This window comes from Parapedobacter sp. SGR-10 (assembly GCF_011030405.1).
Lineage (GTDB): Bacteria > Bacteroidota > Bacteroidia > Sphingobacteriales > Sphingobacteriaceae > Sphingobacterium.
In genome coordinates this window covers 14,938-30,233 of record NZ_JAAJTJ010000022.1, presented here as the reverse complement: position 1 = coordinate 30,233, position 15,296 = coordinate 14,938, and the positions used below count along the sequence as shown (strand labels likewise).

The window sequence follows — 15,296 nt, the reverse complement described above, 5'->3', positions numbered from 1 at the left end:
AGATAAATGGGAATGGTCTTAAAAAATTTCGCGTATTATAATGAGCAAGACGAGTTGATAACACAACATGCACTATATCTGCAAGATGGTGTCATCAAAGAGCTTTCGCCAGAAATATCGACAGATGAAACTAGTATAGATTTACGAGGAGCTTATTTGGTGCCTGCTTTTGTTGATTTACAGGTGAATGGCGGGATAAAGGTATACTTTTCCCACACGATTACAGAGCAGGTTCTAGAACAAATGTACATCGACCATCTACAGGTTGGAACCGTAAACATATTGCCCACACTGGTAACGACTTCCCTAGAGAATATCCTCAAAGCAGTTGAGGTAGTGAAAACTTATATCTCTAAAGGAAAGCCCGGAGTTTTGGGCTTACATTTGGAAGGGCCTTTCCTAAATATAGAAAAGAAAGGGGCGCATAATCCGAAATACATTAGAAAACCTACAGATGAGGAACTTAAAACCATTCTTGATGCCGGAGAAGGTGTTATAAAAATGATGACCGTAGCACCAGAGCAATTTACAGACGACCAATTATTTTTAATTCAAGATAGAGGTATTGTGATTTCGGCAGGGCATTCTAATTCAACCGCAGCATTTTATAAAACAATATTCGATAAAGGGGTTAATTGTATAACCCATCTGTATAATGCTATGTCACCTTTTATGGGTAGAGAGCCGGGCTTAGTGGGAGCAACATTAGATAGTGATGTGTATGCCGGGATTATAGTTGACGGTTTTCATTGCGATGATACAGCTGTACGATTGGCGTATAGACTAAAGAAAGGGAAGCTTTTTCTGGTTTCCGATGCTACATTCATAGGAGAAGAGGACTTAGAGATGGATGGTATTCAGTTTATACACAAACCGGGAAGATATGTCAATGCAGAAGGAAATCTAGCGGGCTCAAATATCAGCATGTACGATGCGGTGAGGCATAGTATCAATAAAGTGGGCATACCTGCTTACGATGTGTTTAAAATGGCAGCAGAAATCCCTTTCCAATTACTTGGTCTTGCCGACAAACACGGCAAAGTAAAAACGGGTTATTTTGCCGATCTAGTTGCCTTGTCTAAAGACGGTTTGTCTATTACCCATATTTTTAGAAGAGGTGAAGAAATAACGAAAGGAGTAAGCTAGTGACGGCTAGAGAAAAGGTAGAAGAGATTTTCAGGGCAGGTATTGCTGCGGTGCAACCGCAACATATCATTCCTCTATGGGTTCAAAGACAGCATGATATCCTGATTGTAAAAGACGAGAAAATCGAACTGAGCAATGTAGACCATATTTATTTACTGGGAGCCGGAAAAGCATCGGCTGCGATGGCCAACGCCTTAGAAGATATTTTGGGAGATGTCCTAACATCAGGATTGATAGTCACTAAATACGGGCATAGTTTGCCATTGAAAAAAACTCAGATAATAGAGGCTGCACACCCCGTGCCGGATGAGAACAGCCTGAAAGCCACTGAGGATATTTTAGCATTTGCAAGCACGCTTACGAAAAATGATCTGGTTTTCTTCCTACTGTCTGGTGGCGCTTCGTCTTTAATGGCAGATTGTCCGGATGGAACGAATCTTGAAACAATGCAGCAATTATTTTCTAAGTTGCTACATAGCGGAGCGTCTATCCTGGAAATGAATACTGTTCGCAAGCAATTGTCCAAAATAAAAGGAGGTGGTCTGGCAAAAGCCGTTTACCCGGCTAGGCTATTTTCACTTATGATCTCCGACGTACCCGGTGATGATATGTCCATTATAGGCTCTGGGCCAACGGAGCAAGATGTTAGTCCCAAAGAAAAGGCGAAAGATATACTGGAAAAATATAATATATACAAAGGACTTGATGAAGTTATAAAATATCATATTGATGCCGATAAAATACCGGTCGATAAGGCCGTTTTTGAAAATACAACCAATTACATTATTGCCAATAACCAGATGGCGTTAAATGCAGCGGCACAAAAAGCAGAAATTTTTGGATATAAAGCGATCATAAGCCCGAGGACAATAGAAGGCTTAGCGGGAGAAGTAGCTAGAAATATAATGGATGAGGCCAACCGATTAATTTTTGAAGGTCTATCGTGTTTAATTTATGGAGGAGAAACCACGGTGGAAGTAAAGAATAAATCCGGGATTGGAGGGCGTTCTCAAGAACTTGCTTTGGCAGCCTTATCTGAAATCAGGGAAGAAAGACAAATTACATTATTGGCAGGAGGAACTGATGGAGGAGATGGACCCACTTCCGTAGCAGGAGCAATTGTCGATAATGAAACGAAGGCCGTTTCAGAACAGAAAAAAATATCTCCTGAGAAGTATCTATCCGAGAACAATTCCTTTGTCTATTTTCAAGCAGTTGGAGGGCATGTTTATACGGGTCCGACCAATACCAATGTCATGGACATGGTCATAGTTCTTGTCGATAATCCTCAATAAATGCCGGCTATGAAGTTTTTTAAGTGTGTAACTTTCACTTTACTATATATAATGATTCAATTTAATACAGTAGAAGCACAGGTAGAATTGTACGATTCTATCAAATGGGATATTGCTGCACTGTTGCCCTCTTCTTCTGACGAGCAGGAACAGTTGGGATTAGCCGGGCCGGTAACAGGAATTCATACAAATTTTTTAATCGTAGGAGGCGGTGCAAATTTTCCGGACAAAATGCCTTGGCTAGGAGGAAAAAAGAAATATTATGACGATTTATTCGTCTTTACTAGCGACAAAGACAGCCTAATTCATGAGACAACGTTCAAACTACCTTGCCCGATTGCTTACGGTGCATCATGCAGTACACCTCGCGGAATAGTTTATGCAGGTGGGGAAAACGAAGAGGGATTAAGTCGTAGCGCTGTGCTTATCCGATGGAACGACCAATCCAAAATAATTGATTTTGAAGCACTTCCGCAATTACCTTTTGCCGTAGCAAATGCTTCGATGACATCAATAGAAAATAAGGTGTATCTTGTTGGGGGAGAGCTGTCTGATCTTGTTTCTGACAGATCTATGGTGTTGGATCTTGACAATCTTTCCGACGGTTGGCAAATTCTTTCACAATTACCTTATCAGGTTTCCCATGCAGTGATGGTTTCTCAGCCTGATGGAATATATCTAATCGGAGGCAGGAAGAGGAATAATGGTGATATAACGACATTCTATTCTTCTGTTTTACATTTCGATGTGGATACACGGGTTTGGTCTCCCAGAGCAGAGCTTCCTTATGGCCTGTCTGCGGGAACAGGGCTGATGATAGATCACACATCGATACTTTTGTTCGGAGGAGACAGTGGCGAAACCTTTCATAAGGCAGAATCTTTGATTTTGGCTGTAAACAAAGAGGCTGATCTGTCGGAAAAAGAAAGATTAAATCAGGAGAAAATTGTGGTCCAGACGAACCATCCCGGCTTCAATAAGGTAATATTAAGGTACGATATGCAGACAGATATCTGGTCATCGGCTGGTGCTATTCCTTTTGATACTCCCGTAACGACGAATGCACATCTTTGGGAAGGAAGGATTATCATTCCAAGCGGAGAGATTAAAGCTGGCGTGCGGACACCTTATATTTTGTCAGGCAAATTAAAATAGACTTTACAAACATGATACATGCTAAATATTATCCATGGGTATTGGTCGCCCTACTGTGGGTCGTTGCATTGTTGAACTATCTGGATCGACAAATGCTCTCTACCATGCGTCCATCCATGCAGGTGGATATTGTGGAATTGCAATACGCCACAAATTTTGGTCGCTTGATGGCAGTTTTTCTGTGGATATATGGATTTATGAGCCCAGTTTCAGGCATCATTTCTGATAAGTTTAATAGAAAATGGGTTATTGTTGGGAGCTTATTCGTGTGGTCTTTGGTTACTTATGGTATGGGGTATGCCGTGACCTTCGACCAACTGTATGTATTGCGGGCACTTATGGGTATAAGTGAAGCACTTTATATTCCTGCAGGACTGTCGCTGATTGCAGATTTCCATACGTCTAAGACCAGATCTTTAGCAATAGGAATCCATATGACAGGACTGTATATGGGGCAAGCTTTAGGAGGTTTTGGGGCAACTGTAGCACATCGGTTTTCATGGCAGCAAGCCTTTCATATATTCGGATTAGTGGGTATCGTATATTCTGTTATGCTGATCTTCTTTTTGAGAGAAAAAAAATACAACCCAGGCATAGAGGAGGATGCTCAAGTAGCTAAGACGCACGACAAATCATCCATTTTTAAAGGATTGTCTATACTGTTTACCAACATTTCCTTTTGGGTTATTCTTTTCTATTTTGCCGTTCCCAGTTTACCCGGCTGGGCCACAAAAAACTGGCTGCCCACACTTTTTGCCGAAAATCTCGGCATAGATATGTCGACAGCCGGCCCAATTTCGACCGTCACAATTGCGGTGTCTTCATTTATGGGAGTTATATTCGGTGGTATTTTATCAGATAGATGGGTTGAGAAAAATCTTAAGGGGAGAGTGTACACCAGTGCAATAGGTTTGGGCCTGACAATTCCTTCTCTGTTGCTGATCGGTTTCGGACATTCTATGCTTCATATCGTTGGAGCAGCGTTTTGTTTCGGCTTTGGATACGGCATGGCCGATGCCAACAATATGCCTATACTTTGCCAGTTTGTGGCTTCAAAATACAGAGCTACAGCTTATGGAGTTATGAATATGACAGGTGTTTTTGCAGGAGCCTTTATCACAGATCTTTTGGGAAGATCGACTGATGCAGGCAATTTAGGCAAAGATTTTGCCATGCTCGCAGGGGTCGTGGTTCTGGCCTTGATAATCCAACTGTATTTTCTGCGACCCAAAGTCAACGATTTCAAATAAGTACTTTTTTTATGTCGCTTTGATCTGTATCTTTAAGGATTTATACAAATTCGAATATTTTTATGCCACACGTATCTTCTCTGGGAAATTACAATCCGGTCGTTTCCGTTTATCCGGACGCAAAGGTAGCATCTATCGATATTGCTCAGCGTATAGCCTCTTTGATCCGATCCAATCATCAATCAGGCAAACAAACCGTGCTGGGGCTTGCGACCGGATCTACTCCTATCTATGTCTACGAAGAGCTTGTTCGTTTGCATAGGGAAGAGCATCTCAGGTTTAAGGATGTCGTTTCTTTCAACCTGGATGAATATTTTCCGATGCAACCGGATTCTCCGCACAGCTATGTAGCTTTTATGCAGAAGCATCTGTTTGACCATGTCGATATAAACCCGGACAATGTTTATATCCCTGATGGAACACACCCGCGAGAAAGTATAGAAGACTATTGCAGGACTTACGAACAAAAGATAGGGGACCTAGGTGGTATTGATATCCAACTGCTTGGTATTGGACGCACGGGCCATATCGGTTTTAATGAGCCAGGCGCAGAGTTTGATTCCCAAACACGTCTGGTCGAACTGAATGATCTGACACGTACAGATGCTGCTGCCGGCTTTGGAGAGAAAGAGCAGGTACCTACAGAAGCTATCACCATGGGTATCGATACGATTTTGAAAGCTAGAAAAATTATTTTGATGGCTTGGGGCAAAGGAAAGGCAGCTATTATAAAAAAAATGATGGAAAGTGACCTTACTCCAGATATACCCGCCACGTTTTTAAAGACTTGCGAGCGTGTAGAATTAGTGCTCGATACCGAGGCTGCAAGTGATCTTCGAAAGGAATAGATAAATTATCCTTCTTGATAAAGAGGGATATCTATGTAGAATGTGGTGCCTACATTTATCGTACTCTCAAACCGAATGGTACCGTTCATACTCTCGATGGTCTGCTTGACGAAGGCCAAGCCGAGGCCAGTACCCGAACTTTTGGTGGTAAAGTTTGGTCTAAAGATATTGGGTCTAGCTTCTTCGGATACGCCTATGCCATTGTCTTTGACCTGTATCTCTATGCTGTCTGTACCCAATCTGTTGATGACGATGTCGACTGTGAGTTTTCTACGTTTCGAGCTAGCCTCTATGGCATTCTTGATAAGATTGTTGAATGTTCGGAGCAACTGTCCTCTGTCTCCCAGGACGGTTACCTTCTGCAACCTGGTATTGTTCCGCAAGGATATTTGAATATTTGGGTTGCTATTATACGTATCGGTTGATTTGTATATTTTTTCGATGAGGTCAATGGCGACCATCTTGGTTTCGGGGAGTTTGGCAAAAGAAGAAAACTCCGAGGCGATATGAGACAGTGCGTCGATCTGTTCGATAAAAGAGGTGGATATTTTTTTGAAACGTTCTTTCAATTGGGGGTCGTTTTCGTGAAAGGACCTGCTGAGCAACTGTATGCCCAATTTCATCGGTGTTAAGGGATTTTTGATCTCATGCGCCACCTGCTGAGCCATTTCACGCCACGCGGTTTCCCGTTCCTTGTTGCGCAATTGGGTGGCATTTTCCTCCAATTTAATCAACATTTGGTTGTACTCTTTGATGAGTGCTCCTATTTCATCGTTTTTATCCCAGTACAACGGTTCGATCGGTTTGCCGCTCAATGTAGTTTCCGCCAATTTTTGGCCGATGATCTGTAGCGGTTCTGTGATTTTCCGGGCTATAAAAGCGGAGAGGAAAGCCAAAATGATGATGATGATGGTATAGATATTGAGTATGGTATTGAGTAAAATATTTTGGCTGGTCGTTTCTTCCTCATTGGATGCAAAATAGGGTATACTGAGGTAAGCCAATGTTTGGTAATTGGCATTGCGGATTGTCGCATAGGTGACGTCATACCTAAATCCGGCTAAAATTTCCTTGTTCAGAATACCATTTTTCTTCAGGACATTGAGATTCAGTAAGGCATCCATATGAATGTATGGAGAGATGAGCCGTTGATCGTATATCTTTGGCTGGGTCGCATAGAGGAGCTTTCCCTTGCTATTGTACAGGTTGAAGTCTGTCGTCAAGACGTTGGAAGTACTTTTGATCAGGTCCTCGATGTTGGACAATACCTCCTGTTGGGAAAGGTTGTAGATATTGCTCTCTATCCTGTTGGAAATCTTGGATATGTATTCGATTTTTTCAGTTTTGCGGTTTTCTTCTGCTTGATAGCTTATGCTGACAAAGGTAATAATGCCCGAGATAATAACAGCCAGAAGTACAGATAAGATGACCAGCGTCTGTATACGGGTACTGTAGCGAATGTTTTCCCTAAGTCGGTAAAAGCGATAGGCTAGATGCCGAAAAGAGAGTTTTTGCGACATGAATATGGGAATAAGCACTACACCTAGATTGACAAAGGCCATGATGACATACAGCAATAGGAAGGAGGAGGAGGCCAAAGCGATGAATTCCCAATAGGATTGAGCCTCCTTGCTGACGATAATCGTCGTGTAACTGTTTGGCCGGTACAGCATGTGGATGAAACGACCTTCCTCTTTCAATGTAATGTATTCGCCTATCTGCTGGGGAAAGGAGGCATCCGTGCGGGGATAGACAAACTTCCCGTTTTGTGTGATTAAGCTACCATTCTTATAGAAAGCATAACTGTTTTCGCTCAGGTTTTTCTGGCTCAATTGCTGTTCGTTTTTGTCACCGTCCAATATAATAGGAAAAGGGAGAGCTTGATTAAAAGCTTTGTTTGTAAAGTTGAGGAACAGTGTCAACTCATTTTCGTCCGAGATGAGCATCTTTATGACGGCAAAGTATTCCAATGTGCCCAGTTCAGTAGATGCTTTATAGAAGCTGGATTCCGAATTGACTTTCGTCGAATTAATGACCTTTTCCCGGTATTCTTTGATTTTATTGGTATTGTAGGGTTCGACCGGAATATCGTTTATATAATAATATCCTTGAAAATCGTATTTGGACAGATAGCCATTGAGGTATTTTCGTTTGATATAGGATGTCAGGTACTTTCCGTCTACATTTGGATAGGAGAATTCTAATATCTTGGGAAAGTACGTGTCGCTCAAGATGTCATTTTCCATGGAATCAAATTGTACGATGGCTTCAGGATCGTCATTGGATTTCAAGAAGGCTATGGTCTGTCTGAGCTGTTCTTCCTGCACTGTTTTGTAAGCTTTGGAGAAAACGATAGCTGTAATAAAAGCCAAGGCGACCAGACAAATTACCTGGGTAGAAATGTTCTTCTCCTTAAACATCGACTGGTCAAAGGAACGAACCAATATGATCGTCCCGATCAGGACGTTGACCAATGTAAAGTCATTGTTCAAAGCAGCCAGTATCAGAAACTGTACCAGGACGATAAGCTGTATGTTGATGGTGTAAGGTATCTTGTCATAAAGCCTTTTGCCAAGATAGAGGATAAAATCCGTCAACAGGATGAGCGAAAATATATTGATACTATAAGCTAGAACCAGAGAAAAATCAAAAGGGTTTAGCTTTAAGATGTCAATGAAATTGTAGTCCGCGATGGAAGAATGGGTAACGATGGTTCCTAAATAATAGAATATCCTATTGAAGGCAATGTAAAGAAGGCATAGCAACAGATAGAATACAAAGATTCCGTATGGTTTGCCCTTGAGTTTGTCTGGGATGACAAGGATATTTTTGACATATATGCAGTGGCATATGAGCAGCAGAATGACAATACTATTGGCTATAAAGGAGCGTAGATCGGGCGTGAACGGAGGATAAGCGTAATTTTCGGGTTTGAATATGGCTAATGCAGAATTGGCGGTCAGCCAGTTTGTGTGGAAATCCAACAGCCGCAACAAAAAAAACGTGATAGCCAACAGTACAATCGATAGGCCCGGACGTCCACGTTTTGCGATATCCATACATGTTCCTTGGATCAATATGACAAAGGCCAGGCTCGCCAGGATCCAGCACAGCAGTTGAATCTTTACAAAGGTGTTGTTATATCGGTCAGAGGTTAGTTTTACAGAAAATAGATACGTGTTGCTTTTTGAGTATATGTTTTTGACATTTTGATCATCGCTAAAATCGGCTATCTCCAAACTGCTTGTGTAAGGTATCTGCTGTTTAACCAAGGGTTTGCGGTAATCGTCGCTGTTTTTGGATAATCTTTTTACCGTCACCAAAGCCAAAATGCTAATATCTTCATTGATTTCCTTCTTTTTGACGACGAAGGAGCGGTTTTCAGTAGAGATATACGAGAGATCGTTCTTTAATCCGTTCAGTGATTCGGGTACATAGATATTGAAATTCCAAAAAATAGGTTCATTTTTCCGGTAAACAAAAAGATGAATGGACTGCTCTTGGTATTTTTTGGCGATCTCACGTACTTGTAAGGGGTATCTTTCGCAATTGGCAAAGGTTTTCAAGAGTAGCTCATCTTGAAATATGTCGTCGATGATATCTTCTTTGGCGTGGATCTTTTTTGTCAGTGCCTTGCTTTCGGTATCGAGGATATGCTTATCGTGTATGGTGCTGTTTATCGTGATTGCCGTTCCGATAAACAGGAATGTCAGCACAAGTAATAATATCCTGATGTTATTGCTCATTGTTGGGCAGATTGACAATATGCCTTAAATATAAACAAAAAAGTCCTTACAAGTTTTTTTGCAAGGACTTTTTTTAAGCACTGTTAGCGCACAAATCCTTTCGTGTGCTTGTTTATCGAGGCACACGAAAGGATTTGCTTCGTGGTTCGTGCGCCAGCGTTGGTGTGCCTTATCTATTAACTATGTACGTCTTCTTGACGGAATATTTTTGCCGTAAAATATTCTCTGTTCAAGCGGGCGATATTCGTCAATTTGATACCTACCGGACATTCGGCCTCACATGCACCTGTGTTTGTACAACTTCCAAAGCCTTCCTTGTCCATTTGGTCCACCATAGCTTGAGCACGCTCATAGCGTTCGGTCTGTCCTTGTGGAAGCAAGGCAAATTGCGATACTTTGGCCGAAACAAAAAGCATGGCCGAAGCATTCTTACAAGCGGCAACACAAGCTCCACAACCGATACAGGTGGCTGATTCGAAAGCTTCGTCTGCAACACGCTTAGGAATAGGTATGGTATTGGCATCAGGTACGCCTCCTGTGTTGACATTGACGTATCCGCCAGCTTGTTGGATACGGTCAAAGGCAGTACGGTCTACGGCTAGATCCTTCAATACCGGAAATGCTGCCGCACGCCAAGGTTCAATGACGATAGTCTGTCCATCGTGGAAGCTACGCATATGCAATTGACAAGTGGTCGTACCTTCCATCGGACCGTGTGGACGTCCATTGATGACCAATGAACACATACCGCAGATACCTTCGCGGCAATCGTGGTCAAAATAGATAGGGTCTTCTCCTTTGCGGGTCAAATCTTCGTTGACTACGTCAAGCATTTCCAAAAACGACATGTCGTCTGCAATATCATTGGCCTGAATGGTCACGAATTGCCCTTTTGATTTGTTATTTTTTTGACGCCAAACTTTCAGCGTTAAGTTCAAGTGCTTACTCATGTTTATAGTATTTGAGTATTTAGATATTAGTATTTAGACCTTAAGGTTTTCGTATTTAGATTTTAGACCTTCTTTGATTATCTCCAATCTAACTACTAACATCTTTCAATCTAATATCTATTTATAACTCCTTTGTGTTAACTTCACGTTTTCGAATATCAGTTCTTCTTTATGGAGGACTTCGGGCTGATTTTCACCTTTATATTCCCAAGCGGCTACATATGTAAAGTTTTCGTCATCGCGTTTAGCTTCACCTTCCTCGGTCTGCGACTCCAGACGGAAGTGCCCACCGCAGGATTCGCTGCGATTCAGTGCGTCATCTACCATCAATTCACCCAATTCGAGAAAGTCAGCAACACGGCCTGCTTTTTCCAGCGACATATTCAATTCTTCATTTTCACCCAATACACGGGCGTTGCTCCAGAATTCTCTTTTCAATTCCTGGATAAGGCCTTTGGCTTTGGTCAGACCTTCAGCCGTACGGGCCATCCCGCAGTATTCCCACATGATGTGGCCGAGTTGCTTGTGGATGTCGTCGACGGTTTTCTCTCCCTTTAAGGATAATAGTTTGTTGATATTGTCCTCGACATCTTTGCGCGTTTGTTCGAAAGCAGAGTGGTTTTTGTCTACCGGAGCAAATGTTCCTAGGTTAGCCAAATAATCCCCTACAGTGTAAGGGATGACGAAATAACCGTCTGAAAGACCTTGCATCAACGCCGATGCACCTAGACGGTTGGCGCCGTGATCGGAGAAATTGCACTCACCCAGAGCATACAAGCCAGGTACTGTTGTCATCAGGTTGTAGTCTACCCATACACCACCCATGGTATAGTGTACGGCAGGATAGATACGCATAGGCTGTTTGTACGGGTTTTCGTCCGTAATCTTGTGATACATGTCAAATAGGTTGCCATATTTGGCACGTACCGTATCCTCACCGAGACGTTTGATAGCGTCTGCAAAATCTAGGAATACGGCTACACCGGATTTACCTACTCCACGACCATCATCTACAGCTTCTTTAGCATTGCGGGAAGCTACGTCGCGAGGTACCAGGTTGCCGAATGAAGGATATTTACGTTCCAGGAAGTAATCCCTGTCTTCTTCTTTGATATCGTTGGGGCCGATTTCCCCTTTGCGGAGTTTTGCCGCAACCTCTTGTGATTTAGGTACCCACACACGGCCGTCGTTACGCAAGGATTCCGACATCAGCGTCAGTTTTGATTGGTGATCGCCGGTCACGGGAATACAGGTCGGGTGTATCTGCGTATAGCAGGGATTGGCAAAGAATGCACCCCGTTTGTGCGCCCGCCATGCGGCTGTCACGTTACAGCCCATCGCGTTCGTCGAAAGGAAAAATACGTTGCCGTACCCTCCTGTACACAACAAGACTGCATGTCCTTCGTGTGCTTCGATTTTGCCGGTTATCAAGTCACGTGTGATGATACCTTTGGCATGTCCGTCGATCTTGACGATATCCAGCATCTCATGACGGGTGTAGGATTGCACTTTTCCTTTTTTGATCTGACGGTTCAATGCAGAATAGGCGCCCAACAATAATTGTTGCCCTGTCTGTCCACGTGCATAGAACGTACGGGATACCTGTGCACCGCCAAACGAACGGTTATCCAGTAGACCTCCGTATTCACGGGCAAAAGGTACACCTTGCGCGACGCATTGGTCAATAATATTGTTGGAGACTTCGGCAAGACGGTATACGTTTGCTTCGCGCGCACGGTAGTCTCCTCCTTTGATGGTGTCATAAAAAAGACGGAATACAGAGTCTCCATCGTTTTGATAATTCTTGGCGGCATTGATACCCCCCTGTGCTGCAATAGAGTGCGCACGACGAGGTGAATCCTGGTAGCAGAAAGTCTTGACGTTGTAGCCTAGTTCTGCCAATGAAGCTGCCGCAGAAGCTCCTGCCAATCCGGTACCGACCACGATGATCGTAAACTTACGCTTATTGGCCGGATTGACCAATTTCATGTTGAATTTATGATTGGACCACTTTTGGGCCAATGGACCCGCAGGTATTTTTGAATCTAACATATTCTTTTCCTTTCAATAGATGTTATAGACTTTTAAAATAAAAATACAAAGGCATGGCTGCGAAAGCTATCGGTATAATGACACCGAATATCCAAATCCCGATTCCTTTTATCAAACCTATATATCTTCTGTGATTGAATCCTAATGTCTGGAAAGCAGACTGAAAACCGTGGATCAAGTGAAATGCCAAGGCAGCCATAGCGATGACATACAGTAAGACGATCAAAGGATTTTTGAACGTGTATTCCACTTGCTTGTACAGGTCTTTGGTCTGGATGACTTCTACACCATTATTTACGAAAATCTTGTACCCATCATAATTGGGAGGAATTTCATCCGATGCGTTGATCTGACGATTGCCACTTTCCAATTCGGTCTGGTATTCTACATACGGAGTGGTACCGAACTTGTACTGCCACCAAAAATTCTGCATGTGTGTGGCCAAAAAGACCAAGATTACCGTTCCCAAGATACCCATGTTGCGGGAGTTCCATTTACTGTTAGCGTTACCGCTGCTTTGGTAGTAACCAACAGGTCTGGCCGCTTTGTTTTGCCGCGTCAGAACGAGGGCGTAGATCGCATGGACGACAATAGATGCATACAGCAAATAAGAGACAACCTTGATCGGTGTGAAATGGGTCATGAAATAGGCATAATTGTTGAATGCATAGCCCGCATCATCTTTAAATAACTGTAAGTTGCCAATCAAATGAACAACTAGGAACGTACATAAAAAAAGTCCCGTCAAGCTCATGATTAGTTTCTTCCCAAGGGAAGAAGTCAAAACTGGCTTCGATTTACTACTCATTATCCTTTAAGTTTGATTATTTAGCACAAAAGTATCTATTTGCTTTGTTTAAAGCACGTGAGTTCCAAAAAAACATTTAATTTAGAACCAATCTAAGAAAAAAGATATGAAAATAGTAGAGACGCAATGCACTGCGTCTCTATATAGTATCTGATATCTGGCACACACGCGGCATGTGTACACCAAGCTTAGATAAGAGGTTTTGTTAAAAGAAACTATATCCTAAACCGATAGTCCATATATTTAAGGTCTGTTTAGAGCCTTCCTTACGGATATTGCCTAGTCCATATTCATATCGGGCATCGACTGTAAAGTTGCTGATATCTATACCGATCCCACCGATGATAGCTGCAAAATTGCTTTTATAGTTTTCTAAGCCATCTTTAAATGTTGCCGATGCGTTAGCACTATAGGAAGCATTCTGATCCACGACAAAAGAAAATAAAGGTCCTGCCTGTACTCTACCTTTAATGGGGCCGATAGGAAATTTTGTGCCGATGAGTACCGGTATATCAATATTGCTAAATTTCAGATCACCGGTCATCAGCTCTCCTGCAGCTTCGCCGGGACTTTGATCTTTGACGGTCGTGTTTTTGCTTGTAAAATAGACCTCCGGCTGTAAATGGACCATACCCGCACCTACACGTCCCCATGCACCGATGAGGTACCCCGTGTTATTTTCGGAATTTAGCCATTTGTCCTCACTCTTCAGTTTGGAGAAGTTAGCACCTGCTTTGATACCTAGCTTCAGATCCTGTCCAAAGGATATTCCTGTGGCCACAATGAGCCCTAGAAAAGATAATATTGTTTTTTTCATAGATAAAGTGTTATTTTTAACGGTTTAAATTTAGGCATTTTTTATTCAAATAAGATCACATAAATAGTATTAATCATGAGCACGATCAAAATTACGAATTCGGATTGGGAAGTTTTAAAGGTAAAGCTAAGGCGAAAATATAATCATCTTTCGGACACAGACTTGCAATATACAGAGGGCGAGGAGGAAGAATTGATCGAGCGGTTGGCCAAACGTTTACACCGTAATCGGGAATACGTACTGTTTACACTGTCAAAGGAACTGGCTGATTTGAGTAGCAATAGCCTATAAATATCATGGAAGAAATCAGTTGGGCAGATTTTGAAAAAGTAGAACTTCGTGTGGGGACTGTCGTCGCGGTCCACGACTTTCCGGAAGCTAGAAAGCCTGCTTATCAATTGCAGATCGATTTTGGTCAGGAATTAGGGATAAGAAAATCCAGTGCACAGATTACGGCATTGTACACAAAGGAGGAACTTATAGGACGTCAAATCGTTGCTGTCGTCAATTTTCCTAAAAAACAGATCGGAAAGTTTATGTCCGAATGTTTGGTTACCGGATTTTCCGATGCAAATGGAGATATTGTGTTGACGGCAGTAGAGCGTAAGGTGCCGAATGGAGCGAGGTTGATGTGATAATTGTATTGCGTATTGCGATGTGAGTATTGAGAAGCGAGGGATTTGAAAGTTTTGAGGTTGACTTATCACTTACTACTTATCACTGAACACTATAAAGAAGATGCAGATATTCAATTTTGAAGAGGGTTCGGTGCAGGCTACGCCGGATGAGATGTATATGAAAGAAGCGCTGAAGCTTGCGCAGAGAGCTTATGAGGAGGATGAAGTGCCCATAGGAGCAATCATCGTTTGCCAAGGGAAAGTCATCGGCAAAGGTTATAATCTGACTGAGCGGTTGAACGACGTGACGGCTCACGCTGAAATGCAGGCCTTTACGGCGGCAGCAAATTTTCTAGGGGGCAAATATCTCAAGGACTGTACGCTATATGTGACTGTAGAGCCTTGTGTAATGTGTGCAGGGGCTTCTTATTGGGCACAGGTTTCCCGTATTGTATATGGTGCAAGGGATGAAAAACGTGGCTATTCTTCTTTCGGACATAAAATCATCCACCCCAAAACGGAGATCGTCAGCGGTGTCTTGGCTGTCGAGTGCGCAACGCTTATTCAATCATTTTTTCGTAATAAAAGGTGATTTTTCCACATTATCAAATA

At 42.5% G+C, this 15,296-nt stretch carries 13 protein-coding genes; 8 read left to right on the top strand and 5 right to left on the bottom strand.

What is annotated here, in order from left to right; translation table 11 throughout:
* Nucleotides 1-6 precede the first annotated feature (6 nt).
* The 5 genes from nagA to nagB all read left to right on the top strand — a co-directional run bounded on the left by nagA (nucleotide 7) and on the right by nagB (nucleotide 5,694).
* Complete coding sequence (gene nagA, locus G5B00_RS13925; RefSeq protein WP_163876568.1) at nucleotides 7-1,146, top strand: N-acetylglucosamine-6-phosphate deacetylase; 1,140 nt, start codon at nucleotides 7-9, stop codon at nucleotides 1,144-1,146.
* Nucleotides 1,146-2,441, top strand: coding sequence for a glycerate kinase (locus G5B00_RS18365; protein WP_163876566.1), 1,296 nt, complete (start codon nucleotides 1,146-1,148; stop codon nucleotides 2,439-2,441). Before nagA ends, G5B00_RS18365 begins: the two co-directional genes overlap by 1 nt.
* A 51-nt stretch (nucleotides 2,442-2,492) precedes the next feature.
* On the top strand, nucleotides 2,493-3,596 hold the full coding sequence (locus G5B00_RS13915) for a kelch repeat-containing protein (protein WP_163876563.1): 1,104 nt from the start codon (nucleotides 2,493-2,495) through the stop codon (nucleotides 3,594-3,596).
* An 11-nt stretch (nucleotides 3,597-3,607) separates the two neighbouring features.
* Nucleotides 3,608-4,846 carry an MFS transporter gene (locus G5B00_RS13910; protein ID WP_163876560.1) on the top strand — a complete coding sequence of 413 codons (1,239 nt, stop codon included), beginning with the start codon at nucleotides 3,608-3,610 and terminating at the stop codon, nucleotides 4,844-4,846.
* Between the two features lie 62 nt (nucleotides 4,847-4,908).
* The gene (gene nagB, locus G5B00_RS13905) at nucleotides 4,909-5,694 is read left to right on the top strand and encodes a glucosamine-6-phosphate deaminase (protein WP_163876557.1); all 786 of its coding nucleotides are present in this window, start codon (nucleotides 4,909-4,911) and stop codon (nucleotides 5,692-5,694) included.
* Nucleotides 5,695-5,699: 5 nt separating this feature from the next.
* On the opposite strand, the gene G5B00_RS13900 is transcribed toward nagB, so the two are convergent.
* The 5 genes from G5B00_RS13900 to G5B00_RS13880 all read right to left on the bottom strand — a co-directional run bounded on the left by G5B00_RS13900 (nucleotide 5,700) and on the right by G5B00_RS13880 (nucleotide 14,067).
* Entirely contained in the window at nucleotides 5,700-9,440 is a 3,741-nt protein-coding gene (locus G5B00_RS13900) for a sensor histidine kinase (RefSeq protein WP_163876554.1), read from the bottom strand.
* A gap of 176 nt (nucleotides 9,441-9,616) precedes the next feature.
* Nucleotides 9,617-10,390 carry a succinate dehydrogenase/fumarate reductase iron-sulfur subunit gene (locus tag G5B00_RS13895; RefSeq protein ID WP_205966428.1) on the bottom strand — a complete coding sequence of 258 codons (774 nt, stop codon included), beginning with the start codon at nucleotides 10,388-10,390 and terminating at the stop codon, nucleotides 9,617-9,619.
* 117 nt (nucleotides 10,391-10,507) lie between these two features.
* Nucleotides 10,508-12,442 (bottom strand): fumarate reductase/succinate dehydrogenase flavoprotein subunit, encoded by a 1,935-nt coding sequence (locus G5B00_RS13890; RefSeq protein ID WP_163876551.1) that lies wholly within the window; start codon nucleotides 12,440-12,442, stop codon nucleotides 10,508-10,510.
* Between the two features lie 22 nt (nucleotides 12,443-12,464).
* Entirely contained in the window at nucleotides 12,465-13,250 is a 786-nt protein-coding gene (locus G5B00_RS13885; RefSeq protein ID WP_163876548.1) for a succinate dehydrogenase cytochrome b subunit, read from the bottom strand.
* Between the two features lie 205 nt (nucleotides 13,251-13,455).
* Nucleotides 13,456-14,067 (bottom strand): porin family protein, encoded by a 612-nt coding sequence (locus G5B00_RS13880; protein ID WP_163876545.1) that lies wholly within the window; start codon nucleotides 14,065-14,067, stop codon nucleotides 13,456-13,458.
* 75 nt (nucleotides 14,068-14,142) lie between these two features.
* On the opposite strand from G5B00_RS13880, the gene G5B00_RS13875 reads away from it, so the two are divergent.
* The 3 genes from G5B00_RS13875 (at nucleotide 14,143) to G5B00_RS13865 (ending at nucleotide 15,276) form a co-directional block, all read left to right on the top strand.
* Nucleotides 14,143-14,358: a hypothetical protein gene (locus G5B00_RS13875; RefSeq protein WP_163876542.1), complete on the top strand. Its 216-nt coding sequence runs from the start codon at nucleotides 14,143-14,145 to the stop codon at nucleotides 14,356-14,358.
* Between the two features lie 5 nt (nucleotides 14,359-14,363).
* On the top strand, nucleotides 14,364-14,702 hold the full coding sequence (locus G5B00_RS13870; RefSeq protein WP_163876539.1) for a tRNA-binding protein: 339 nt from the start codon (nucleotides 14,364-14,366) through the stop codon (nucleotides 14,700-14,702).
* Nucleotides 14,703-14,805: 103 nt separating this feature from the next.
* Nucleotides 14,806-15,276, top strand: a complete 471-nt coding sequence (locus G5B00_RS13865) for a nucleoside deaminase (protein ID WP_163876536.1) — start codon at nucleotides 14,806-14,808, stop codon at nucleotides 15,274-15,276.
* The last annotated feature ends 20 nt before the right edge of the window (nucleotides 15,277-15,296 follow it).